Raw genomic sequence first — 22,769 nt, 5'->3', positions numbered from 1 at the left:
CACCACAGGAGACAAGCCATGACCGACAACAGCTTCACCAAGTTCGTGCCCGGTTTCGAGTTCCTGCAGGGCCTCGTCAAGAACGCCGGATCGGCCCTGCCCGGCATCGGCCAGTGGGTGGCACCGACGCTCAACCCCGAGGAGCTCTCCAAACGCATCGAGGAGCTGCGCACCGTGCAGTTCTGGCTGGAGCAGAACGCGCGCATGCTGGCCGCCACCATCCAGGCCCTGGAGGTGCAGCGCATGACGCTGTCGACGCTGCAGACCATGAACGTGCCGCTGAACCAGTTGCGCGACAGCCTCAAGCTGCCGGAGTCCGCGCCCTGGCCGGCCATTCCGCCGGAGATCATGGCCGCTGCGGCGCCGGTGGCGCAGGCCGCTGCCAAGACCGCGGCCAAGACGGCTGCCAAGGTGGCGACCAAGACCGTGAAGACCGCGGGCGATGCCGCCAAGGCGGTCGCGGCCAATCCGGCCGCCGCCGTCGACCCGACGCAGTGGTGGACGGCCCTGAGCCAGCAGTTCACCCAGCTGGCCACCTCGGCCATGAAGGACACGGCCACCGATGCGGCCAAGAACCTCGCCGGCAGCCTGGTCAAGCAGAGCTTCGACGCCGCCAGCGACACGCTGCGCCGCGCCGCCAGCGTGCCGAGTTCGGTGGTGGGCAGTGTCGCCAAGGGCTTCGCTGCGGGCGCCACGCCCAAGCCCGCGCCCAAGCCCGCGGCCAAGCCGGCCGCCCGTCCTGCGGCCAAGGGGCGGCGCAAGCCTTGAGACGTCGCCCGCTGCTGCTGGTCCTGGCTGGCGGCGCGGCAGTGGCGGCGGCGGCCGAGCGCGTTGTCTACCCGCTGCACGATCCCGACCGCGTCCCGGCCTGGCACTACCTGACCGACGTGCTGAAGCTCGCCATCGAGCGCAGCGGCATGCGCTATGAATTGATCGAGTCGCGCCGCCCCATGGTGCAGGGGCGCGTCATGCGCGAGCTCGCCGAGGGCCTGGGCGACCCCGACCTGGCCTGGTCGATGACCAGCGTCGAGCGCGAGGCCCAGCTGCTGCCCATCCGCGTGCCGGTGGACCGGGGGCTGATCGGCTTTCGCCTGGCCTTCGTGCGGGGCAGCGATACGCAGCGCTGGCGCGACGCGCGCAGCCTGGCCGACATCGCCCACGACGTGGCCGGCCAGGGCCACGACTGGCCGGACACCGAGATCCTGCGGGCCAACGGCCTGCAGGTGCAGACCTCCAGCCGCTACGAGACCCTGTTCGAGATGCTGCGCCTGGGCCGCATCGACTACTTCCCGCGCTCGGTCATCGAGATCGACGACGAAGCGGCCACGCCGATGGCGCGCGACCTCGCCATCGAGCCGCATCTGCTGCTGCGCTACCCGGCCGCCTCCTATCTCTTCGTGCGGCCCAACCGGCCCCGGCTGGCCGTCGATCTGGAGCGAGGCCTGGAGGCGGCTGTGGCGGATGGCAGCTTCCAGCGCCTGTTCCAGCAGCATCACGGGGGGTTGATTGCCCGCCATCGCCTCACGCAGCGCCGCGTCCTGCAGATGAGCAACCCGCTGCTGCCGCCGGCCACGCCGCTGCAGCGGCCGGCACTCTGGCTGGTGCTGGGCGGCTAGAGTCGCGGGCACCATGGCAGCGCCGCGCATCCCGCCCATCCAGTGCCTGCAGGCCTTCGAGGCCGTGGCGCGGCTGCGCAGCGTCAGCGGCGCCGCGGAGGCGCTGGCCGTCACGCCAAGCGCGGTCAGCCATCGCATCCGCCAGCTGGAGTCGCAGCTGGGCTTCAAGCTCTTCGGGCGCGATTTCGCGCTCAGCGACGAGGGGCGCACCTACCTGCCCTCGGTGCGCCAGGGGCTCGCCGCGTTGCAGAAGATTCCCGGCGCCGACGGCGTGCGGCCGCAGGAGGTGCGCCTGCGCCTGGCCGTCACGCCGACGTTTTCGCGCCAGATCTTGCTGCCGCGGCTGGCCTTGTTCCGCCATGCCAATCCGGAGGTCGAACTCGTCATGCAGGTGGCCATCCCGCTGGCAGACATGAAGTCCGAGGATGCCGACCTCGAGATCCGCTTCGGCAGCGGCGAATACCCGGGCCTGGAGAGCCGCCGTGTGCTGTCTGACGAGCTGAGCCCCGTCTGCAGCCCCGACTATCTGCATGAGCATGGCCCCTTCGACGGTTTCGCGACCGAGGCCGACGTGAGCCGCGTGCACCTGATCCGCAGCCCGCTGGCTCCCTGGAGCAGCTGGTTCGAAGCCCACGGCCTGCACCTGGACGAGCCCCGCGTCGGCGCCCAGTTCAACGACCTGGGCCTGGTGCTGGACGCCGCAGCGGCGGGCTTCGGCGTCGCGCTGATGCGCATGAAGCTGGGCGCCTCGTGGCTGGACTCCGGCCGCCTCGTGCGGCTGTCGCCGCGCACGGTGCCGTCCAACTTCCACCACTACATCTGCTGGAAGCCCGGGACGCTGGAGCGCTGGGAATGCGCCGCCTTCGTCGAATGGCTGCTGCGCGCGCTCGCGTGAATCGGCGCCGCGCCTGACCGGCGCCTGACGGCCCCCGCGGCTGCACGTCCGGGCCAACCCTGTGTCCGCACACGGCCTGAAATTTCTTCACGCCGCCGCTCAGGAGGATTCACGCGCTGCCGCAGCGGCGCCACCACCATCGCGCCCCATCAGCCCGAGCGCATCGACCCGGGCCACGCATTTCAAAAACTGGAGACGACGATGGTCTGGCAACAGGTCTACAACCCCTTCAACAACATGCTGCTCAGCACCCTCGTGGCCGCCGTGCCCGTGGTGGTCATGCTGCTCGGCCTGGGCGTGTTCCACCTCAAGGCCCACGTGGCCGCGGCAGCGGGCCTGCTGAGTGCCTTCCTGATCGCGGTGTTCGCCTTCGGCATGCCGGCCGGCATGGCCGGGCGGGCGGCGCTGCTGGGCGGGCTGACGGGCCTGCTGCCCATCGGCTGGATCGTGCTGAACATCATCTTCCTGCACCAGCTCACCGAGAAGAACGGCAGCTTCCAGGTGCTGCAGGACTCGATCGCCGGCATCACCCAGGACCGCCGGCTGCAGCTGCTGCTGATCGCCTTCGCCTTCGGCGCCTTCTTCGAGGGGGCGGCGGGCTTCGGCACGCCGGTGGCCGTCACGGCGGCCATCCTGATCGGCCTGGGCTTCTCGCCGCTGGCCGCTTCGGGGCTCTCGCTGATCGCCAACACGGCGCCGGTGGCCTACGGAGCGCTGGGCACGCCCGTCATCACGCTGGCCAAGGTGCATGGCTACGACCTGATGGCGGTGTCCGGCATGATCGGCCGCCAGTTGCCCTTCTTCTCGCTGCTGGTGCCGTTCTGGCTGATCTGGGCCTTCGCCGGCCGCAAGGCGATGTGGGAGATCTGGCCGGCCATCCTCGTCACTGGCCTGTCCTTCGCCATCCCGCAATACCTCGTCAGCAACTTCATCGGCCCCGAGCTGGTGGACGTGATCGCCGCGATGTGCTCGATGGTGGCGCTGGTGGGCTTCCTGCGCATCTGGCAGCCGCGTCGCATCTGGACCTCGGTGTCGCTGCGCGGCCACGAGCACGACGGCGGCGAGGCCAAGCCCGCGCTGGCGCCGACCGTGCATTCGCGCGCGGCCGTCGTGAAGGCCTGGACGCCCTGGGTCATCCTGACCGTCTTCGTCTTCATCTGGGGCCTGCCCGCCACCAAGGCGGCGCTGAACGGCATCTTCGCGCCCAAGTTCGCCATCGACGGCCTGCACAAGCTGGTGGAGAAGGTCGCGCCCGTCGTGCCCAAGCCCACCGCCGAAGCCGCCGAATATGTCTTCGGCCTGCTGTCGGCCACCGGCACCGGCATCCTGCTGGCAGCCGTCGTCGGCGGCCTGGTGATGGGCTACCGCTTCGGCGGCCTGGTGCGCTGCTTCGGCCAGACGGTCTGGCTGGTGCGCACCTCGCTGCTGACCATCGTGCTGATGCTGGCCCTGGGCACGCTGACGCGCTTCAGCGGCCTGGACACCACCCTCGGCCTGGCCTTCGCCAACACCGGTGTGCTCTACCCCTTCTTCGGCACGCTGATGGGCTGGCTGGGCGTGGCCATGACGGGCTCCGACACCGCCAGCAACGTGCTCTTCGGCGGCATGCAGAAGGTGGCGGCCGAGCAGCTGGGCCTGAACCCCAACCTGATGGGCGCGGCCAACAGCTCGGGCGGCGTGATGGGCAAGATGATCGACGCGCAGTCCATCGTCGTCGCCTCCACCGCGACGCGCTGGGAGAACGGTGAAGGCCCCATCCTGCGCTATGTGTTCTTCCACTCCATCGCGCTGGCCTGCCTGGTGGGCGTCTTCATCACGCTGCAAGCCTATGTGCCGCCGTTCAGCTGGCTGGTGCGTTGAGCGGGCTACAGTAGCCCGGCATTGAACGAGACCTCGAACCGGCCGCGATGAACGCTCCCGTCCAAGACCCCGCCATCGACCGCCAGGCGCGCCTGAAGCAGTTGGTGGCGGCCCTGGCGCCGCTGCTGCCGGCGCATGCGCTGCTGTACCAGGCCGAGCAGACCACGCCCTATGAGTGCGACGGCCTGACCGCCTACCGCCAGCGGCCGCTGGCGGTGGCCCTGCCCGAGACCGAGGGCCAGGTGGGCGGCGTGCTGAAAGCCTGCCACGCGCTGGGCGTGCCCGTCGTCGCCCGTGGCGCCGGCACCGGCCTGAGCGGCGGCGCCATGCCGCATGCTGCCGGCCTCACCCTGGCCCTGGCCAAGTTCAACAAGATCCTGTCCATTGACCCGCTGTCGCGCACGGCCCGCGTGCAATGCGGCGTGCGCAACCTCGCCATCAGCGAGGCCGCGGCGGCCCACGGCCTGTACTACGCGCCCGATCCCAGCAGCCAGATCGCCTGCACCATCGGCGGCAACGTCGCCGAGAACAGCGGCGGCGTGCACTGCCTGAAGTACGGGCTGACGCTGCACAACGTGCTGCGGGTGCGCGGCTTCACGGTCGGAGGCGAAGCGGTCGAGTTCGGCAGCGAGGCCCTGGACGCGCCGGGCCTGGACCTGCTGGCCCTGGTCGTCGGCAGTGAAGGCATGCTGGCCGTCGTCACCGAGGTCACCGTCAAGCTGGTGCCCAAGCCGCAACTGGCGCGCTGCGTGATGGCCAGCTTCGACGACGTGCGCAAGGCGGGCGACGCCGTCGCGGCCATCATCGCGGCCGGCATCATCCCGGCGGGCCTGGAGATGATGGACAAGCCCATGACGGCTGCCGTCGAGGACTTCGTGCATGCCGGCTACGACCTCGAGGCCGAGGCCATCCTGCTGTGCGAGAGCGACGGCACCCCCGAGGAGGTGGCCGAGGAGGTGGCCCGCATGGAGGCGGTGCTGCAGGCCAGTGGCGCCACGCGCTGCCAGGTCAGCGCCGACGAGGCCCAGCGCCTGAAGTTCTGGAGCGGCCGCAAGAACGCCTTCCCGGCGTCGGGCCGCATCAGCCCCGACTACATGTGCATGGACTCCACCATCCCGCGCAAGCACCTGGCCACCATCCTGCTCGACATCCAGCAGATGGAGAAGAAGTACGGCCTGCGCTGCGCCAATGTCTTCCATGCCGGCGACGGCAATCTGCATCCGCTGATCCTTTTCGATGCCAACGACCCCGACCAGTTGCATCGCTGCGAGCTTTTCGGCGCCGAGATCCTGGAGCGCAGCGTGGCCCTGGGCGGCACGGTGACGGGCGAGCATGGCGTCGGCGTCGAGAAGCTGAACTCCATGTGCGTGCAGTTCAGCGCCGAGGAGCTCGAGCAGATGCTGACGCTGAAGGCGGCGTTTGACCCTGCCGGCACCTTGAACCCGGGCAAGCAGATCCCGACCCTGAACCGCTGCGCCGAGTACGGCCGCATGCATGTCAAGCGCGGCCTGCTGGCCTTTCCGGAACTGGAGCGGTTTTGAGCCAGAGTTCAAGTTTCAGCGACCTGCAAACCCGCTTGCGCGATGCGCGCCAGCCGCTGCGCATCCAGGGCCACGGCAGCAAGGACTTCTACGGCGAGGCGCCGCAGGGCGAGTTGCTGTCGACGCTGGAGATGACGGGCATCACCGCCTACGAGCCCAGCGAGCTCTTCATCAGCGCCCTGGCCGGCACGCCGATCGCGGAGGTCGAGGCCATGCTGGCCCGCCAGCAACAGCGCCTGGCCTTCGAGCCGCCGCGCTTCGGCGGCAGGGGCACGGTGGGCGGCATGGTGGCCACCGGCCTGTCCGGGCCGACGCGCGCGGCCCTGGGCTCGGTGCGCGACCATCTGCTGGGGGCCGTGATGATCAATGGCCAGGGCGAGCTGCTGAGCTTCGGCGGCACGGTCATGAAGAACGTCGCCGGCTTCGACGTCAGCCGCGCGCTGGCGGGTTCGATGGGCCAGCTCGGCCTCATCACCGAGGTCACGCTGAAGGTGCTGCCGCTGCCGGCGGCGACGGCAACGCTGCGCTTCGAGTTCGACCAGACCGCCGCACTGACGGCCCTGAACCGCTGGGGCGGCCAGCCCCTGCCCATCGAGGCCAGCGCCTGGTGGGATGGCGCCCTGCTGCTGCGCCTGGCCGGCGCGAATGCGGCGGTCGAGTCGGCGGCCGGCAAGCTCGGCGGCGACCTGCTGCCCGCCGACCTGGTCGCGCCGTTCTGGACCGGCCTGCGCGACCACAGCGACGAATTCTTCATCGGCGCCGAACGCGCCGTGGCGGGCGGCGCCCGTTTGTGGCGGCTCAGCCTGCCAAGCACCGCGCCCGAATTGAAGCTGCATGGCGAGCAGCTCATCGAATGGGGTGGTGCCCAGCGCTGGGTCGTCACGCCCATGGAGCCGGCCGCCGTGCGCGAGGCGGCCGCGGCCGTCGGCGGGCATGCGACGCTGTTCCGCGCGCTGGACAAGCGCTGCGGCGCCTTCGCACCGCTCTCCGCACCGCTGGCGGCCATCCACAAGCGCCTCAAGGCCTCCTTCGATACCCATGGCGTGATCAACCCGGGCCGCCTGTATGCGGAGCTGCGATGAGCCAGCCCATCCATGACGCGGCCCGGCAGGGCTATACCAGCGCCTCCGACAGCTATCAGCGCGGCCGGCCGGAATACCCGCAGGCCCTGGCCGACTGGCTGGCTGCGACCCTCGGTGTGCGTGAAGGTGCTCACGTCGTCGATGTGGGGGCGGGCACCGGCAAGTTCACCAAGCTGCTGACCCGCAGCGGCGCAGCGGTGACGGCGGTCGAGCCCGTCGACGCCATGCGCCAGAAGCTGTCGGAAAGCCAGCTCGGCGTGCGCGCCCTGGCCGGCACCGCCGAAGCCATGCCGCTGGCCGACGGCGAAGCCGATGTCTTGATCTGCGCCCAGGCCTTCCACTGGTTCGCCAACGCCCAGGCCCTGCGCGAGATGCACCGCGTGCTGCGGCCCGGCGGCCGGCTCGGCCTGGTCTGGAATGTGCGTGACGAGTCCTGCGACTGGGTCGCGGCCATCACCGAGATCATCACGCGCTATGAAGGCGACGCGCCGCGCCACTACACCGGCCAGTGGAAACGTCCCTTTGAAAGTCAATCGCTGTTCGCGCCGCTGCAGCTCACGGAGTTCCCGCACGGCCATCAGGGCTCCTTCGAGCAGGTTGTCATCGACCGCATCGCCTCGGTGAGCTTCATCGCGGCCCTGCCTCAGCCGGAGCGCGAGGTCGTGCTGGCAAGGCTGCGGGCCCTGCCGCAGCGCTTCGCGGCCCTGCGCGAGTCCCTCATCACCTTTCCCTATGTGACGCAGGCCTGGCACGCCGAGCGCCTGGCCGGCACCTGACCTCATGCAGACGACGCTTGCTCCCGAATTCGCCGGCACCCACGACGGCAGCGAGGCCGAGGCCATCCTGCGGCGCTGCGTGCATTGCGGCTTCTGCACGGCCACCTGTCCGACCTACCAGCTGCTCGGCGACGAGCTCGACGGCCCGCGCGGCCGCATCTACCTGATCAAGCAGGTGCTGGAAGGCGCCGAGCCGACGCGTGAGACCCAGCTGCATCTGGACCGCTGCCTGACCTGCCGCAACTGCGAGACCACCTGCCCCTCGGGCGTCGAGTACGGCCGCCTGGTCGACATCGGCCGACGTGTCGTCGATGCCAAGGTCGAACGGCCGGCTGCCGAGCGACGCGTGCGCTGGCTGCTGAAGGAGGGCCTGACCTCGCCGCTGTTCAAGCCGGCGATGAAGCTGGGCCAGGTCTTCCGGCCGCTCGTCCCCGCGTCACTGAAGGACAAGGTGCCGGCCAAGCCGCCGGCCACGGCGCACGACTGGCCGACGCGCCAGCTCAATCGCAAGGTCGCCCTGCTGCTGGGCTGCGTGCAGCCCGCCATGCTGCCCAACATCAACAGCGCGACGGCCCGCGTGCTGGACGCCGCCGGCATCCAGACCGTGGTGGCCGACGGCGCCGGCTGCTGCGGCGCCATCCGCGAGCACCTGGGCGACCACGAGGCCGCGCTGAACGACATGCGCCGCAATATCGACGCCTGGTGGCCGCTGGTGTCGGGCCGCGGCGAGCGCGTCGAGGCCCTGGTGATGAACGCCTCGGGCTGCGGCGCGACGGTCAAGGAGTATGCGCACGCGCTGGCTCACGACCCCGCCTATGCCGACAAGGCCGCGCGCATCAGCGAGGTGACCAAGGACCTCAGCGAACTGCTGCCCGAGCTGGTGCCGGCGCTGAAGTCCCGCCTGAAGGCCAAGCCGGGTTCGCTGGCCTATCACGCGCCCTGCACGCTGCAGCATGGTCAGAAGCTCAAGGGCGGCGTGGAAAGCGCGCTGCGCGAGCTGGGTTTTCGCATCGACTGCGCGCCCCACGACAGCCATCTCTGCTGCGGCTCGGCGGGCACCTATTCCGTGCTGCAGCCCGAGCTGTCCAAGCAATTGCGCGACCGCAAGCTGGCGGCCCTGGCACCGCTGCAGGCCGAGCAGATCGTGTCGGCCAACATCGGCTGCATCCAGCATCTGCAAAGCGGCACCACCCACCCGGTCAGGCATTGGGTGGAGGTGCTGGATGACGCCTTGCGCGGCGTCAGCGCCTAGGGCCTTCGAGCGGCGACTCGAGCAAAGCATCGCGGCTCACGGCGAGGAACTCGTCGGCCAGGGGTGAATCGTCCGGGCAGGCCCGCGACATGATGAGAGCCCCCACCGCGTGCGCCAGCACGTCCATGATCCTGGCTCGAGCCTGCGCCGCGGCAGGCGCATCGGCGTCGCCCTGCTGCGGGCTCAGTGCCGTCACCAGCTGCTCGATGCCCTCCGCAAACGCGATCCGCACCGACTCCGGCTGTCGTGCGGCGTCCCCGCCGAGCGCAGCCATCGTGCAGCCGGTGGAACGGCTGTCCCGGTGCTCGCGAGACAGGTAGTGCCGGATGAAGGTCGGCGCATCCACCCCTTCGGACAGTGCCAGGGTCTGCGCCAGGCCGCAGGCCGTCGACTCCGCCATCAGGTCGGCCTTGGAGCCGAAGTGCTTGTAGAAGCCGCCATGGGTGAAGCCCGCTGCCGCCATCAAGTCGGCCACGCCTATCCCGTCGAAGCCGCGCTCCCGAAACAGCTGGGAGGCCGTCGCAACGATTTGAGCTCGATTGGCTTGCGCCTGCGCCTTGGTGACTTTCATCTCGACCCGCTGTGGATTTGCTCGATAGCTGGAGTCTTGACTATACATTGATGACGTTCATCATCAAAGTCTTGACTTCTAAGATGATGAACATCATCATTGAGGCATCCGACCTCGCCGCGTTCTGGCGAGAAGCCCATCCCGAACCGATGCGAGCCTCATGAAAGCACTCACCTTCAAACGCTATGGAAAATCGCCCGAGATCGGGTTCTCCGAGCTTCCGCGCCCCACGCTGAAGGCCGACGAGCTGCTGGTCCAGGTCCACGCGGCGAGCGTGAACCCGATCGACAACATGATTCCGACCGGGCTGTTCAAGGCGGTCGTCAAGTTCCAGCTGCCGGCCACCTTGGGCAGCGATCTGGCCGGCGTGGTGACCGAGGTCGGCAGCCGGGTGACCCGCTTCAAGCCGGGCGATGCGGTCTTCGCCAACATCTTTGACCAGGGCACCGGCTCGATCGCCGAGTTCGCGGTGGTGCCCGAGAGCGCCGCGGCGCTGAAGCCGGCCAACCTGGACTTCGTGCAGGCCGCGTCCATCCCGATGGTCGGGCTGACCTCCTGGCAGGCCCTGAAGGAGAGCGTCGATCTGCGGGCAGGGCAGAAGGTGTTCATTCCGGCCGGCTCGGGCGGCATCGGCACCTTCGCCATCCAGCTCGCCAAGTGGCTGGGTGCCAAGGTGGGCACGACCACCAGCACCGGCAATGTCGACCTGGTGCGCAGCCTGGGCGCCGACGAGGTGATCGACTACAAGAAGCACGAGTTCGAGACCGTGCTGCGCGGCTATGACGCGGTGCTGGGCACCGTCAGGGGTGACTCGCTCGAGAAGGCCGTCGGCATCCTGAAGGCGCGCGGCAAGATCGTCTCGCTGGTGGGGCCGCTGGACGTCGCATTCGCTCGCGCCCGCGGGCTCAATTTCGTCCTGAAGATCGTGTTCGCGCTGATGAGCCGCAAGATCAAGCGTCTGGCCAGCAGGCAGGGCGTCGACTACGCCTTCCTCTTTGCCCGCCCCGATGGCGATCAACTCGCCCGGATCGGCGAGCTGCTGGAAACGCAGCGCATCCGCCCCGTGATCGACAGGGTGTTTCCCTTCGATCAGGCCAAGCAGGCGCTGGACTACCTCGCCCTGGGGCGCGCCAAGGGCAAGGTCGTCGTGCAGATGCGCTAGCCGCAACCACCTTCCCTTCCACCGATTTGGAGAATGCAATGAAGATCGAGAACGCCGTGGTCCTCGTCACGGGCGCGAACCGGGGCATCGGCCTCGCCTTTGCCAACGAACTGCTCGCCCGCGGTGCCCGCAAGGTCTACGCGGCCGCACGCGACCCCGCCACCATCACCCAGCCGGGGGTGGAGGCGCTGCGCCTGGACGTCAACAAGCCGGAAGAGGTCGCCGCCGCCGCGGCGCTGGCATCGGATGTGACGCTGGTGATCAACAACGCCGGCATCGCGCAGCCCGGCGGCTTCCTGGCCGCCGACAGCGAAGAGGTCGCGCGACGCCTCTTCGAGACCAACTTCTTCGGCATGTTGCGGGTCAGCCAGGCGTTTGCGCCCACCCTCAAGAGCCACGGCGGCGGCGGCATCCTCAACGTCCTGTCGGTCGCCTCCTGGGTGAGCGGCGGCGGGTTGGCCGCCTACTCGGCGAGCAAATCCGCCGCCTGGTCGCTCACCAATGCGCTGCGCATCGAACTGGCAGAGCAGGCGACCCAGGTGCTGGCGCTGCACATGGGCTATGTCGACACCGATCTGACGCGTGGCTTCGACGTGCCGAAGTCCAGCCCCGAGGCCATCGTCAAGCGGGCACTCGACGGACTCGAGGCGGGCCTCGACGAGGTGCTGGCCGACGACATCACCGAGCAGGTCAAGCGCGGGTTGACCGCGGTGCGGCCCAGCTACATGCCCCCGCAGGCGTGAACCTGCCCAGCGGAGCCAGCATGCGCAATTTCATCCATCGAGCCGGCCTGGCCCTGGCCTTGGCCTCCACGCTCATTTCAGCGTCGGCGCAGACCCCTGACGCAGCGATGCGTTGGACCGAGGTGACGACCCAAACCCTGTCGGCGGGCGGCATCGCCTTCGCCTACCGGGAGCTCGGCAGGCAACACGGCGGCCCGCCCGTCATCTTCCTCAACCACCTGGCCGCCGTGCTGGACAACTGGGATCCTCGCGTCGTTGACGGCATCGCGGCAAGGCGCCATGTGATCGTGTTCGACAACCGGGGCGTCGGCGCGTCCACTGGAACGCCGTCGAACTCGATGGAGCAGATGGCGGACGATGCCATCGCCTTCATCAAGGCGGCGGGCTTCAGCCAGGTCGACCTTTTCGGCTTCTCGATGGGGGGCATGGTCGCGCAGGAGATCGTGCTGAAGGAACCGCTGCTGGTGCGCCGCATGATCCTGGCCGGCACGGGCCCGGCGGGCGGAGAAGGCATCAGCGCCGTGGCCGGTGTGGCGAACTACGACCTGCTGCGGGGCCTGTTCACGGGCCAGGATCCCAAACAGTACCTCTTCTTCACCCGCACACCCAACGGCATCCAGGCGGGCCAGGCTTTCCTGGCGCGATTGAAAGAGCGTTCGCAGGACCGCGACCGGGAGATCGCCGTGGGCGCCTACGTGGCCCAGCTGCAGGCGCTCAATGCCTGGGGCCAGAAGAAACCCGCCGACCTCTCCGTCGTCACGCAGCCGGTCCTGGTCGTCAACGGCGACAACGACAGGATGGTCCCGACGCCCAACTCCCACGATCTCGCGCGTCGGCTGCCCAACAGCACGCTGGTCATCTACCCCGATGCCGGCCACGGCGGCGTGTTCCAGCACCACGCCGATTTCGTGCCCAGAGCGCTCGAATTCCTCGCGCCCCAGGGTTCCTGAACCGACCCTAGACGCGGAAGGTCGATACCAGCTTCACGAGTTCGTCGGCCTGCTGCTTCAGGCTTTCCGCCGCCGCCGCGCTTTCCTCGACCAGGGCGGCGTTCTGCTGCGTGGTCTGGTCCATCTGCGTGATGGCCTGGCCTACCTGGGCGACGCCGGTGCTCTGCTCGCGGCTGGCCGAGCTGATCTCGCGCACGATCATGGCGACGCGTCCGATGGAGGTGACGACCTGGCCCATGGTCTCCCCGGCGCGGTTGACCAGCTGGGCGCCCTGTTCGACCCGCTCGACGCTGTCGCCGATCAGGGTCTTGATCTGCTTGGCGGCGTCGGCGCTGCGCTGGGCCAGCATGCGCACCTCGCTGGCGACGACGGCGAAGCCACGGCCCTGCTCGCCCGCGCGCGCGGCCTCGACGGCGGCATTCAGGGCCAGGATGTTGGTCTGGAAGGCGATGGCGTCGATGGTGCCGATGATGTCGCCGATCTTGCGTGAGCTCTCCTCGATGCCGCGCATGCGCTGCACCGCCTCGCCGACGACCTCGCCGCCCTGGCGCGCGACCTCGCTGGCGTTGTGGGCGAGCTGGTCGGCCTCGCCGGCATTGTCGGCATTGAGCCTGACCGTGGCGGACAGCTCCTCCATCGATGCGGCCGTCTGCTGGATGGCGCTGGCTTGCTGCTCGGTGCGGGCCGACAGATCGTTGCTGCCCATCGAGATTTCGCTGCTGGCCGTGGCCACGCCGCTGGCGTTCTCGCGCACCGAGCCGACGACATGGCGCAGGGACTGCTGCATCTGGGCCAGGGCCTGGGTCAGCTGCGCCGTCTCGTCGCTGCCGACGCTGTGGATCTCGCGTGACAGGTCGCCGCGGCCGACCTCTTCGGCTTCGTGGATGGCAGTGCGCAAGGGCCCGACGACGGAGCGCGTGATCAGCCACGCGGCCGCCACACCCAGGCTGAGGCAGGCGATGGCGATGGCCAGCATCAGCATCTGCGTCCTGCGCGCTTCTTCCATGACCTGCTGGGTCTCGCTGCGCACGCGTTCGCCCTGGTAGTCGGCCATGCGGCTGAGGGCCGCGACATAGGACTCGGAGGCGGGGCGCATCTTGCCCTCCAGCGTCTGCAGTGCCGCCTCGGCTTCACCGGCCTTGAGCTGGGCGAAGACCTGGTTGCGGATGTCCACGTAGGCCTTGCGGGCGCTGCCGATCTCGGTGAGCAGGGTCTTGCCGCGCTCGGTGTCCTCGAGCTTGGTCAGGCCCTCCTGCAGCTCGGTGATCTTGGCGCTGGTGTTCTTGATGACCGGTGCGAAGAACTCGGCTACCGGGCCTGCGCCCCCCGCGCGGGCGACCGCATCGGTGCGCGTGACATTGAGCTGGGTCTGGGTGCGCCAGTCCTGGGCCATGTCCTGGCGGCGCTGCAACTCCACCAGCAGGTCGATGTGCGGGCCGACCGAGCCGATCTGGCGGTAGCTCAGGCCCAGGGCCACCGCGAGCAACAGCAGCACGAGGCCGAAGCCCAGGCCCAAACGGGTGCCGATTCGCAGGGACTGCATCTTCATCACCACCTCCAGGGTTGTCGGAGCGGCGGGCGCGGGCGAGCGCACCCTGCCGGTGCACTGACTCTACATGTCGGCGCAATGGCAGGCCTAAAGAAAAACACCGCCTGGATGGGCGGTGTTGCGGGGAGGCTGCCGCCTTGTGGTCTTCGCTCACGTCGCAAGCGACATGAGCTTCGCCCCAAGGCTCAGGTTTGCTGGCGCAAACGCCGGGCTTTACAGCCCGGCCGCTGCACGCAGCGCTTGAGCCTTGTCCGTCTTCTCCCAAGTGAACTCGGGCTCTTCACGGCCGAAGTGGCCGTAGGCGGCCGTCTTGGAATAGATCGGGCGCAGCAGGTCCAGCATCTGGATGATGCCCTTGGGGCGCAGGTCGAAGTGCTCGTTGACGAGCTTGGCGATCTGGTCGTCGGGGATGACGCCGGTGCCCTCGGTATAGACGGTCACGTTCATCGGACGGGCCACGCCGATCGCGTAGGCGACCTGGATCTGGCACTGGCGGGCCAGGCCGGCCGCGACGATGTTCTTGGCGACGTAGCGCGCGGCATAGGCGGCCGAGCGGTCGACCTTGGACGGGTCCTTGCCCGAGAAGGCGCCACCGCCGTGGGGGCAGGCGCCGCCATAGGTGTCGACGATGATCTTGCGGCCGGTCAGGCCGCAGTCGCCCTGCGGGCCGCCGACGACGAAGCGGCCGGTCGGGTTGATCAGGTACTTGGTGTCGGCGTTGATCCACTCCTTGGGCAGCACCGGCTTGATCAGCTCTTCACGGATGGCTTCGTAGAACTCGTCCGTCATGCGGTCGCCCAGCGAGTACTCGGGCGCATGCTGGGTGGACAGCACGACGGTGTCGATGCTGTGGGGCTTGCCGTCCACATAGCGCATCGTGACCTGGCTCTTGGCGTCGGGGCGCAGGAAGGGCAGGCGGCCGTCCTTGCGCAGCTGGGCCTGGCGCTCCACGAGGCGGTGGGCGTAGTAGATCGGCGCGGGCATCAGCTCGGGCGTCTCGTCGCAGGCGTAGCCGAACATCAGGCCCTGGTCGCCGGCGCCGATGTTGAGGTGGTCGTCGCTGGCGTGGTCCACGCCCTGGGCGATGTCGTTGGACTGCTTGTCGTAGGCGACGAGGACGGCGCAACCCTTGTAGTCGATGCCGTACTCGGTGTTGTCGTAGCCGATGCGCTTGATGGTGTCGCGCGCGACCTGGATGTAGTCGACGTGGGCGTTGGTCGTGATCTCGCCGGCCAGGACCACCAGGCCGGTGTTGCACAGCGTCTCGGCGGCCACGCGGCTGCGTGGGTCCTGCTCGAAGATCGCGTCCAGGATGGCGTCGGAGATCTGATCGGCCACCTTGTCCGGGTGACCTTCAGAGACGGATTCAGACGTGAAGAGGAAATCGTTCGCCACTTTTAAACTCCAGTTGCTTGGTTGACGGCGTCGCCGTTGCTCCAGGAGGATGCGGCGAACGCTTTAGCGGGATTTATGGATCGCCCCGCAAGTAGTTCAGTAACTCGGCGATTCGCGAATTATAAGAAACATGGGCCTGGTCTTTCGCTTGCTGTCCCGATTGCCCCTGGCGCTTTTGCACGCTTTGGGGGCGCTGCTGGGCTGGATCGTCTATGTCGCCTCGGGCACCTACCGGCGCCGCTTCCAGGCCAATGTGGCCCAGGCGGGGGTGGCCTGGCGGGAGGCGCGCCCGGCCATCGGCGCCGCCGGGCGCATGGCGGCCGAGCTGCCCTGGCTCTGGGTCGGCACCCGCAGAAAGCCCCTGGGCGACAAGCTGAAGTGGGACGGCGGCGAGCTGATCGCGGCCGCGCTGGAACAGAAGCGCGGCCTGGTCATGCTGACGCCGCACATGGGCTGCTTCGAGATCTGCGCCCAGGCGATTGCCGAGCGCTTCACGACGGCCGAGTCGCCCATCACCGTGCTCTACCGGCCGGCGCGCCAGGCCTCGCTGCGCGAAGTCATGGCCGGCTCCCGCGAGCGACCCGGCCTGGCCACGGCGCCGGCGTCGCTGGCCGGCGTGCGCCAGATGATCCGGGCCCTGCGCAAGGGCGAGGTCATCGGCCTGCTGCCCGACCAGGTGCCGCCCGACGGCCTGGGCGTCTGGGCGCCCTTCTTCGGCAAGCCGGCCTACACCATGACGCTGGCCGCCCGCCTGGTGCAGCAGACCGGCGCGGCCCTGCTGCTGATCTGGGGCGAGCGCTTGGCCCACGGCCAGGGCTTTGTCGTGCATGTGCTGCCGGCGCCGGAGATCGCCAAGGACGCGCCGGCCGAAGCCGCCGCCACGACGATCAATGCCGCCATGGAAAGCGTAATCCGCCGGGCGCCGGGGCAGTACATGTGGGGCTACCACCGCTACAAGCAGCCACGTGGCCTGGATATCGGCGCGGCGCCCGATAATCCCTCCCCATGAGATTGCGCTTCACCAAGATGCACGGCGCGGGCAATGACTTCGTCGTCATCGACGCGACGAAGCAGCCCTTGGCGCTGACCCCCGAGCAGATGCGTCTGCTGGGCGACCGGCGCTTTGGCGTCGGCTGCGACCAGATCCTCGTCATCGAGCCCAGCCAGGATGCCGGCGCGGACTTCCGCTACCGCATCTTCAACAACACCGGCGACGAGGTGGAGCATTGCGGCAATGGCTCGCGCTGCTTCGTGCGCTATGTCGTCGACGCCGGCCTGACAGCGAAGCGCGAGATCCAGGTCGACACCATGAACCGACGCCTGCGGCTGTTGCTGCAGGACGACGGCCGCGTGACGGTCAACATGGGTGCGCCGGTCTTCGACCATGCCGCCCTGCCTTTCGATGCCAGCGGTCTCCAGCCCCGCCTCGTCAACGGCTTCGAGTTCTGGCCCATCGAGGGCGCCGAGGTGGGCGTGCTGTCCATGGGCAACCCGCATGCGGTGCAGCGCGTCGACGATGTCGAGACGGCGCCGGTGCTGGCCCAGGGCCCGCTGATCGAACACAACCCCCACTTCCCGCGGCGCGTCAACGCCGGCTTCCTGCAGGTGCTGAGCCGCGACCGCGTCAAGCTGCGCGTCTTCGAACGCGATGCCGGCGAGACCCTGGCCTGCGGCACGGGCGCCTGCGCGGCCGTCGTGACCGGCATCCGTGCCGGCTGGCTGGACGCGGCCGTGGAAGTGCAGACCCGCGGCGGCCTGCTGCGCATCGAATGGGCGGGCGGTCAGAGCCCTGTGCTGATGACCGGCCCCGCAGTGAAAGTTTTTGACGGAGAGATTGAGCTGTGAGTTCCAACCCGGCCGCTGACGCGGTGCAAGGCATCACCGAAACCGACATCGCCAACTACCTGGCGGCCACGCCCGGCTTCTTCGAGCGCCACGCGGCGCTGCTGGCCAGCGTGCAGTTGCAGCACCCGCACGGCGCCCGCGCCGTGTCGCTGCAGGAGCGCCAGGCCGAGATGTTGCGCGACAAGATCAAGGGCCTGGAGATGCGCATCATCGACATGATCCGCAATGGCCAGGACAACGTCGCCATCGCCGACCGCCTGCATCGCTGGACGCTGGCCGTCATGCGCGCCGCAGGCACGCCGGCCGAGCTGCCCAAGGTGCTGCTGAGCGAGCTGCGCCACCAGTTCATGATTCCCCAGGCCAGCCTGCGCCTGTGGGGCGTGGCGCCCGAGCACGAGGCCCTGGAGTTCGCCGCCGCGGTCAGCACCGACGTGCGCAGCTTCGCCTCCAGCCTCAGCCAGCCCTATTGCGGCGTCAACTCCGGCTTCGAGGCGGCGCGCTGGCTGGGTCTCTCCGAGAGCGGCGGCACGGCGACCTCGCTGGCGTTGATCCCGCTGCACCAGCCGGGTGTCGACGGCGACAAGCCCTTCGGCCTGCTGGTGCTGGGCTCGCCCGACCCGACGCGCTACACGGCCGAGATGGGCACGGACTTCCTGACCCGCGTCGGTGAGATCGCCAGCGCCGGGCTGGCGGGGCTGTTGGCCGCGGCATGACGGAGCTTTGCGCGGACTATCAGGAGTTCCTGCAGCACGCCCGCGTGCAGCAACGCCTGAGCCCGCGCACGCTGTGCATCTACACCGACGGCCTGGAGCGCCTGCAGGCCATGCTGGCTTCAGGCCCCATCGACGCGCGCCAACTCAAGCTGGCCCAGGCCCGGCGCCTGGCGGCCCTGCTGCATCGCGAGGGCCTGGCACCCAAGTCCATCGCGCTGCTGCTGTCGGTCTGGCGCAGTGCCTACCGCTGGCTGGGCCTGCAGGGCCGGGTCGCGTTGAACCCGTTTGATGGCCTGCGCGCCCCCAAGGCGCCCAAGCCCCTGCCCAAGGCCCTGGGCGTGGACGATGCCGTGCAATTGGCGAGCTACACACCCGAGGCCGCGGCCGACCCCGTGCTGGAGGCGCGCGACCGCGCCATGGTCGAACTGCTTTATGGCGCCGGCCTGCGCGCTTCCGAGCTGACCAGCCTGGACGTGCAGGCCAGCGGCCAGGCTGACGGCTGGGTCGACCTGCAATCCTCTGAGGTGCACGTGCTCGGCAAGGGTGGCAAGCGCCGCAGCACGCCATTGGGCAAGGCCGCGGCCGAGGCGCTGCGGGCCTGGCTGGCGGTGCGCGGCCAGGTGGCGGCGCCGGGCGAGGTGGCCCTGTTCGTCGGCGCCCGGGGCCATCGCGTCGCCGGTTCCACGCTGCGCGCCATGCTCAGCGCCCGCGCCGTGGCGGCCGGCTCGCCGGCTCATGTGCATCCTCACATGCTGCGCCACAGCTTTGCCTCGCATCTGCTGCAGTCCAGCGGCGACCTGCGCGCCGTGCAGGAACTGCTGGGCCACGCCCACATCACGACGACGCAGGTCTACACCCAGCTCGATCATCAACATCTGGCGCGCATCTACGACGCCGCACATCCCAGGGCCAAGAAATGACCCGTCGAATCGCCACGCTGTTGGCGCTGCTGCCGGCCTGTGCGCTGGCAACCCCTGACGAAACGCCGTTCGTGAGCGTCCAGACCCTGCGCCCCGCGGCTGTCGAGGCCAACTGGACGCGCATGAAGATGCCCGATGGCGGCCGCACGGCCTTCGCATCGATCAGCTATCTGATGGCCCTGGACGACGACTGGGGCTTCGGGCCCGGCGTCTATGGCGCGGCCCAGGGCCACTACGGCGGCATCTTCACCGTCGGCTTCACCGGCCAGCGGCGCTGGCGCCTGAGCGGCAACACCCATCTGGCGGCCAGCCTTTACGTGGGCGCGGGCGGCGGCCTGTCCAGCCAGCAGCTGCGCTTTGGCGGCGGCTTGATGCTCAGACCCGAGCTGTCGCTGCGCACCGAGGCCAACGGCTGGTACACCGGCGTGGGCCTGTCGCAGATCCGCTTCCCCAGCGGCAATGTGAAGAGCGGCGTGGGCCTGAGCCTTTCCGTCGGCCGCAGCCTCGGCATGGCGAGCTTCTCGCCCGACGACGCCGGCCGCCCCGGTCGCGCCAGCCAGCGCACCGGGCTGGGCTTCGACGAGATCTCGTTGACGGGGGGCTACGAGAGCCCGCGTTCCATCAGCCTCGATCGCAACGGCGAGCGGCGCACCCGGCGCGTGGGCAAGGCCGGCGCCGAACTGCGCCAGTACATCGCCGACGGCAGCTGGTGGGGCATCGAGGCCGCGGGCGCCGCCCAGGGCGGTGCCGACGGCTATATGGAAGTGCTGGGCCAGGTCGGCCAGGACTGGGCCCTGGGCTCGCCCAGCATTCGTGTCGGCGGCCAGGTCGGCGCTGGCCTGGCGGGTGGCGGCAACCTGGACACCGGCAGCGGCCTGCTGCTGCGCGCCGGTCCGACGTTGCGCTGGATCACGCCCTGGGGGCCCAGCCTGCGCCTGGACGCCGGCCTGACCCACGCACCGCGCGGCAACTACAGCGCGCGCTTCGTGCGCGCCGTCATCTCCATGCCGCTGGACCAGGCCCCCGTGCTGCTGGCCGAGGACAACGGCGGCATCGTGCGTGTGCAGCAGCTCGGCGCCAGCGTCCTGTACCTGCCGCATATGCGCTTCAAGGACGGGCGCCGCGAGGCGGTCACGCATCTGGCGGTCACCATGTCGCGCGAGTTCACGTCCGGCATCTATGGCACGGCACAGGCCGGTAGCGCTGCCGCCGGTCATGCGGGGGCCTACTCCTTCGGCCTGATCGGCCTGGGCGTGCAGACCCGGCCGCTGTGGAGCGGCGTGCGCCTGGGCGCGGAATGGCTGGTCGGCGCGGCCGGCGGCGGCGGCGTGCAGGTGGGCGGCGGGGCCGTGACCCAGGCCGAACTGTGGGCGCAGTGGCAGGTCGGCGAGAGGCTGCGTCTGCGCACCGGCCTGGGCGAGTTCCGCACCATGCGCGGCCACAACCAGTCCACGCCCGTGGCCCACGTCGGGCTGAACTACGCTTTCGGTACGCTGGCGCGATGAAGAAAATCACGCTGCGCGCCGGCAAGGAGCGCTCGCTGCTGAAGCGACACCCCTGGGTGTTCGAAAGCTCCATCGCGCGCGGCGGCGCCGATTCCGGCGAGACGGTGCGCGTCGAGTCGGTCGATGGCGCCTTCCTGTGCTGGGCGGCCTTCAGCCCCAAGTCGCAGATCCGCCTGCGGGCCTGGAGCTTCGTGGAAGCCGAGCGCATCGACGCGGCCTTCTTCAAGCGGCGCATCGAACAGGCCATCGCCATGCGCGGCCGGCTCGCGATCGCGTCGGACGCCTGGCGCCTGGTGCATGGCGAGGCCGACGGCCTGCCCGGCCTGGTCGTGGACCGCTATGGCGACACCCTGGTGGCCCAGTTCGGCAGCGCCGGCGCCGAGCGCTGGAAGGCGGCAATCGCAGATGCCCTGCTGGCCGTGACCGGCCTCACGCGCCTCTACGAGCGTTCCGACGCCCAGGCCCGCGAATGGGAAGGCCTGCCCGTGCAGACGGGCTGGCTGCGCGGCGAAGGTGAGACGGCGCTGACCATCCGCGAGCACGACTGGCGCTTGACGCTGGACGTGGCCGAGGGCCACAAGACCGGCTACTACCTCGACCAGCGCGACAGCCGCCGCCGCTTTGCCGACGCGGTCAAGCAATACGGCTGCAAGAGCGTGCTGAACTGCTTCAGCTACACCGGCGGCTTCTCGGTCGCGGCGCTGGCGGGCGGCGCGAGCGAAGTCGTCAGCGTGGACTCTTCCGGCCCGGCGCTGGAGCGCGCCCAGGCCCATGTGGCGCTGAACGGCTTCGATGCCGGCCGCCACCAGGCCTGGGATGCCGACGTCAATGCGACGCTGCGGCGCTGCCTGGCCGAGGGCCGGCGCTTCGACGCCATCGTGCTCGATCCGCCCAAGTTCGCGCCCACGGCGGCCCATGCCGAGCGGGCCTCGCGGGCCTACAAGGACATCAACCGCCTGGCCTTCATGCTGCTGAACGACGGCGGCCTGCTCTACACCTTCTCCTGCTCGGGCGGCATCTCGCCCGACCTCTTCCACAAGATCGTGGCCGGCGCCGGCCTGGACGCCGGCGTGGATGGCTATATCGTCGAGAGGCTCTGCGCCGCGGCCGACCATCCGCAGACGGTGTGCTTCCCCGAAGGCGACTATCTGAAGGGCCTGGGGCTGCTCAAGCGCTGAGGCGCCGCCCAACGCAAAAGCGGCCCCACGGGGCCGCTTTGCATGGAGGGATCGAACTCAGTCGCGCTTGCGGCGGCGCGCCATGCCGATGGCGGCCAGGCCGGCCAGCAGCAGGGCGTATTGGCTGGGTTCCGGCACGGCCGCGGCCAGGTCCCAACCGATGGCGTCGAAGGCCATCAGGTCGCTGGCGGTGGCGTCATAGGACTGGCCCGCCACGACGAAGGGTCGCATCAGCGTGATGACACTGGTGCCGAAGTGACTGGCCTGCTCGCCATTGCCATGCGCGCTGCCGGTCGAGAAGGACTGGATGGAGGTCTGGCCCCCGTCCACCGAGAAGTACGGCGAGCCGCCCACCGTCAGATCGCGCTTGCCGGCAGCCGAATAGCGGAACATGTCCAGCGGTGAGTAGACGGCGGAGTCCTCGAACTCGTTGGGCAGGCCCGACAGACCGCATTGCGCGGCACGGCTGACGCAGTCGTCGACGGTGTCCACGCCGGACACGAAGCCGAGCGCATGGCCGATCTCATGCTCGGCCACCGTGGTGAAGTCGATCTTGCCCGCCGGGACGTGGCCGTTGACGCGGGTGTAGGCGAATTGGCCGGCAAATGCATTGGCGAAGCTGATGGTGGCATCCAGGGCGCCGAGGTTGGGGCCGAGGTTCAGGCCGATGGCCTTGGCATTCGCCGTGTTGATGATCAGCGAGCGGTTGTTGGCCGAGCCGTCGTTGTCGAAACGGTTCGTCAGATCGCCCTGGGTGGCCCAGAAACTCGCGGCCGTGCCGGCCGGCAGGCTGGCCACCGCGGCGGCGTCGAGACCTGATTTGGCATCTGTCGACAGATGGCTGCGCAGACTGCTGTAGCTGACGACAGTCTGCTCGGATCGCGTCGATCCCAGGACGTTGCTGCCCAGGTCGCTGAAGGAGATGTTGAGGTAGACGGTGACGTTGTCGGTCAGCGTGCCCGACCAGTAACTGGCGGCCGTCTGGAAGGCGCCGAGTTGCTCTGCGGACATCTTGGTCGCGCCGATGTCGGTCAGCACGATATTGAGAGCCTGGGCCGTGGGGGCCACGCCGGTGAGGCCCAGGGCCAGCGCGAACGCGGCGGGGCGAAGGGACTTGCGGGACAGCATGGGGGGCTCCGGTCTCTGGGGCGGGGAACCGGAGATTCTGTCGGGTGCAGGCCCGCCCTTTGGCCCCCGGGCTCGCGGGGGAGAGCCA

At 69.4% G+C, this 22,769-nt stretch carries 21 protein-coding genes; 17 read left to right on the top strand and 4 right to left on the bottom strand.

The genetic code is table 11. The features are described from left to right. Positions 1 to 18 precede the first annotated feature (18 nt). The 8 genes from AC3WOE_RS12755 (at position 19) to glcF (ending at position 9,022) form a co-directional block, all read left to right on the top strand. A complete protein-coding gene (locus AC3WOE_RS12755; protein ID WP_492690925.1) occupies positions 19 to 768 on the top strand; it encodes a PhaM family polyhydroxyalkanoate granule multifunctional regulatory protein in 750 nt (249 codons plus the stop codon). Next, positions 765 to 1,616 (top strand): hypothetical protein, encoded by an 852-nt coding sequence (locus tag AC3WOE_RS12750; protein WP_492690924.1) that lies wholly within the window; start codon positions 765 to 767, stop codon positions 1,614 to 1,616. Before AC3WOE_RS12755 ends, AC3WOE_RS12750 begins: the two co-directional genes overlap by 4 nt. A 13-nt stretch (positions 1,617 to 1,629) precedes the next feature. Continuing rightward, complete coding sequence (locus tag AC3WOE_RS12745) at positions 1,630 to 2,511, top strand: LysR substrate-binding domain-containing protein (protein ID WP_492690923.1); 882 nt, start codon at positions 1,630 to 1,632, stop codon at positions 2,509 to 2,511. 201 nt (positions 2,512 to 2,712) lie between these two features. Next, a complete protein-coding gene (locus AC3WOE_RS12740; RefSeq protein WP_492690922.1) occupies positions 2,713 to 4,371 on the top strand; it encodes an L-lactate permease in 1,659 nt (552 codons plus the stop codon). 47 nt (positions 4,372 to 4,418) lie between these two features. Further along, on the top strand, positions 4,419 to 5,912 hold the full coding sequence (locus AC3WOE_RS12735) for an FAD-linked oxidase C-terminal domain-containing protein (protein ID WP_492690921.1): 1,494 nt from the start codon (positions 4,419 to 4,421) through the stop codon (positions 5,910 to 5,912). Then, on the top strand, positions 5,909 to 6,994 hold the full coding sequence (gene glcE, locus AC3WOE_RS12730; RefSeq protein ID WP_492690919.1) for a glycolate oxidase subunit GlcE: 1,086 nt from the start codon (positions 5,909 to 5,911) through the stop codon (positions 6,992 to 6,994). The genes AC3WOE_RS12735 and glcE overlap by 4 nt, the downstream gene beginning before the upstream one ends. Further along, complete coding sequence (locus AC3WOE_RS12725) at positions 6,991 to 7,770, top strand: class I SAM-dependent methyltransferase (protein ID WP_492690918.1); 780 nt, start codon at positions 6,991 to 6,993, stop codon at positions 7,768 to 7,770. Before glcE ends, AC3WOE_RS12725 begins: the two co-directional genes overlap by 4 nt. Before the next feature lie 4 nt (positions 7,771 to 7,774). Further along, complete coding sequence (glcF, locus tag AC3WOE_RS12720) at positions 7,775 to 9,022, top strand: glycolate oxidase subunit GlcF (RefSeq protein WP_492690916.1); 1,248 nt, start codon at positions 7,775 to 7,777, stop codon at positions 9,020 to 9,022. On the opposite strand, the gene AC3WOE_RS12715 is transcribed toward glcF, so the two are convergent. Continuing rightward, the gene (locus tag AC3WOE_RS12715; RefSeq protein WP_492690915.1) at positions 9,012 to 9,593 is read right to left on the bottom strand and encodes a TetR/AcrR family transcriptional regulator; all 582 of its coding nucleotides are present in this window, start codon (positions 9,591 to 9,593) and stop codon (positions 9,012 to 9,014) included. The genes glcF and AC3WOE_RS12715 overlap by 11 nt on opposite strands. Before the next feature lie 160 nt (positions 9,594 to 9,753). Here AC3WOE_RS12715 and AC3WOE_RS12710 point away from each other — a divergent pair, with 160 nt between their 5' ends. From AC3WOE_RS12710 to AC3WOE_RS12700, 3 genes are all read left to right on the top strand, one after another. Continuing rightward, complete coding sequence (locus AC3WOE_RS12710; protein WP_492690913.1) at positions 9,754 to 10,755, top strand: NADP-dependent oxidoreductase; 1,002 nt, start codon at positions 9,754 to 9,756, stop codon at positions 10,753 to 10,755. A 38-nt stretch (positions 10,756 to 10,793) separates the two neighbouring features. Then, complete coding sequence (locus tag AC3WOE_RS12705; RefSeq protein WP_492690912.1) at positions 10,794 to 11,498, top strand: SDR family oxidoreductase; 705 nt, start codon at positions 10,794 to 10,796, stop codon at positions 11,496 to 11,498. Between the two features lie 107 nt (positions 11,499 to 11,605). Further along, a complete protein-coding gene (locus AC3WOE_RS12700) occupies positions 11,606 to 12,448 on the top strand; it encodes an alpha/beta fold hydrolase (protein WP_492691288.1) in 843 nt (280 codons plus the stop codon). Positions 12,449 to 12,455: 7 nt separating this feature from the next. Here the strand turns inward: AC3WOE_RS12700 and AC3WOE_RS12695 are convergent, their stop codons facing one another. Together AC3WOE_RS12695 and metK are read right to left on the bottom strand one after the other, a co-directional pair. Then, positions 12,456 to 13,997 carry a methyl-accepting chemotaxis protein gene (locus tag AC3WOE_RS12695; protein WP_492690911.1) on the bottom strand — a complete coding sequence of 514 codons (1,542 nt, stop codon included), beginning with the start codon at positions 13,995 to 13,997 and terminating at the stop codon, positions 12,456 to 12,458. Between the two features lie 213 nt (positions 13,998 to 14,210). Beyond that, positions 14,211 to 15,392, bottom strand: a complete 1,182-nt coding sequence (gene metK / locus AC3WOE_RS12690; protein ID WP_492690909.1) for a methionine adenosyltransferase — start codon at positions 15,390 to 15,392, stop codon at positions 14,211 to 14,213. A 130-nt stretch (positions 15,393 to 15,522) separates the two neighbouring features. On the opposite strand from metK, the gene AC3WOE_RS12685 reads away from it, so the two are divergent. From AC3WOE_RS12685 to AC3WOE_RS12660, 6 genes are read left to right on the top strand one after another with little or no spacing between them, the layout of a single operon-like run. Beyond that, positions 15,523 to 16,401: a lysophospholipid acyltransferase family protein gene (locus AC3WOE_RS12685; RefSeq protein WP_492690907.1), complete on the top strand. Its 879-nt coding sequence runs from the start codon at positions 15,523 to 15,525 to the stop codon at positions 16,399 to 16,401. Beyond that, positions 16,398 to 17,237, top strand: coding sequence for a diaminopimelate epimerase (gene dapF / locus AC3WOE_RS12680; protein WP_492690905.1), 840 nt, complete (start codon positions 16,398 to 16,400; stop codon positions 17,235 to 17,237). The genes AC3WOE_RS12685 and dapF overlap by 4 nt, the downstream gene beginning before the upstream one ends. After that, a complete protein-coding gene (locus AC3WOE_RS12675; RefSeq protein ID WP_492690903.1) occupies positions 17,234 to 17,950 on the top strand; it encodes a DUF484 family protein in 717 nt (238 codons plus the stop codon). The genes dapF and AC3WOE_RS12675 overlap by 4 nt, the downstream gene beginning before the upstream one ends. Next, positions 17,947 to 18,870 (top strand): tyrosine-type recombinase/integrase, encoded by a 924-nt coding sequence (locus AC3WOE_RS12670; RefSeq protein WP_492690901.1) that lies wholly within the window; start codon positions 17,947 to 17,949, stop codon positions 18,868 to 18,870. Before AC3WOE_RS12675 ends, AC3WOE_RS12670 begins: the two co-directional genes overlap by 4 nt. Beyond that, positions 18,867 to 20,375 carry a hypothetical protein gene (locus tag AC3WOE_RS12665; RefSeq protein ID WP_492690900.1) on the top strand — a complete coding sequence of 503 codons (1,509 nt, stop codon included), beginning with the start codon at positions 18,867 to 18,869 and terminating at the stop codon, positions 20,373 to 20,375. The genes AC3WOE_RS12670 and AC3WOE_RS12665 overlap by 4 nt, the downstream gene beginning before the upstream one ends. Beyond that, positions 20,372 to 21,553, top strand: a complete 1,182-nt coding sequence (locus tag AC3WOE_RS12660) for a class I SAM-dependent rRNA methyltransferase (protein WP_492690898.1) — start codon at positions 20,372 to 20,374, stop codon at positions 21,551 to 21,553. The genes AC3WOE_RS12665 and AC3WOE_RS12660 overlap by 4 nt, the downstream gene beginning before the upstream one ends. Positions 21,554 to 21,610: 57 nt before the next feature. Here AC3WOE_RS12660 and AC3WOE_RS12655 read toward each other — a convergent pair whose 3' ends face one another. Continuing rightward, complete coding sequence (locus AC3WOE_RS12655; protein WP_492690896.1) at positions 21,611 to 22,681, bottom strand: NF038122 family metalloprotease; 1,071 nt, start codon at positions 22,679 to 22,681, stop codon at positions 21,611 to 21,613. Between the last annotated feature and the right edge of the window lie 88 nt (positions 22,682 to 22,769).

The sequence above is a fragment of the Roseateles sp. FW305-36 genome (assembly GCF_058787015.1).
This window is presented reverse-complemented; position numbering and strand designations above follow the sequence as displayed.

What these genes read in the sequence shown, in the direction of transcription:
- AC3WOE_RS12755 (WP_492690925.1), top strand. Translation starts at nt 19, where the DNA reads ATGACCGACAACAGCTTCACCAAGTTCGTGCCCGGTTTCGAGTTCCTG.
- AC3WOE_RS12745 (WP_492690923.1), top strand. Translation starts at nt 1,630, where the DNA reads ATGGCAGCGCCGCGCATCCCGCCCATCCAGTGCCTGCAGGCCTTCGAG.
- AC3WOE_RS12740 (WP_492690922.1), top strand. Translation starts at nt 2,713, where the DNA reads ATGGTCTGGCAACAGGTCTACAACCCCTTCAACAACATGCTGCTCAGC.
- AC3WOE_RS12735 (WP_492690921.1), top strand. Translation starts at nt 4,419, where the DNA reads ATGAACGCTCCCGTCCAAGACCCCGCCATCGACCGCCAGGCGCGCCTG.
- AC3WOE_RS12725 (WP_492690918.1), top strand. Translation starts at nt 6,991, where the DNA reads ATGAGCCAGCCCATCCATGACGCGGCCCGGCAGGGCTATACCAGCGCC.
- glcF (WP_492690916.1), top strand. Translation starts at nt 7,775, where the DNA reads ATGCAGACGACGCTTGCTCCCGAATTCGCCGGCACCCACGACGGCAGC.
- AC3WOE_RS12715 (WP_492690915.1), bottom strand. Translation starts at nt 9,593, where the DNA reads ATGAAAGTCACCAAGGCGCAGGCGCAAGCCAATCGAGCTCAAATCGTT.
- AC3WOE_RS12710 (WP_492690913.1), top strand. Translation starts at nt 9,754, where the DNA reads ATGAAAGCACTCACCTTCAAACGCTATGGAAAATCGCCCGAGATCGGG.
- AC3WOE_RS12705 (WP_492690912.1), top strand. Translation starts at nt 10,794, where the DNA reads ATGAAGATCGAGAACGCCGTGGTCCTCGTCACGGGCGCGAACCGGGGC.
- AC3WOE_RS12700 (WP_492691288.1), top strand. Translation starts at nt 11,606, where the DNA reads ATGCGTTGGACCGAGGTGACGACCCAAACCCTGTCGGCGGGCGGCATC.
- AC3WOE_RS12695 (WP_492690911.1), bottom strand. Translation starts at nt 13,997, where the DNA reads ATGAAGATGCAGTCCCTGCGAATCGGCACCCGTTTGGGCCTGGGCTTC.
- AC3WOE_RS12685 (WP_492690907.1), top strand. Translation starts at nt 15,523, where the DNA reads ATGGGCCTGGTCTTTCGCTTGCTGTCCCGATTGCCCCTGGCGCTTTTG.
- dapF (WP_492690905.1), top strand. Translation starts at nt 16,398, where the DNA reads ATGAGATTGCGCTTCACCAAGATGCACGGCGCGGGCAATGACTTCGTC.
- AC3WOE_RS12670 (WP_492690901.1), top strand. Translation starts at nt 17,947, where the DNA reads ATGACGGAGCTTTGCGCGGACTATCAGGAGTTCCTGCAGCACGCCCGC.
- AC3WOE_RS12665 (WP_492690900.1), top strand. Translation starts at nt 18,867, where the DNA reads ATGACCCGTCGAATCGCCACGCTGTTGGCGCTGCTGCCGGCCTGTGCG.
- AC3WOE_RS12660 (WP_492690898.1), top strand. Translation starts at nt 20,372, where the DNA reads ATGAAGAAAATCACGCTGCGCGCCGGCAAGGAGCGCTCGCTGCTGAAG.
- AC3WOE_RS12655 (WP_492690896.1), bottom strand. Translation starts at nt 22,681, where the DNA reads ATGCTGTCCCGCAAGTCCCTTCGCCCCGCCGCGTTCGCGCTGGCCCTG.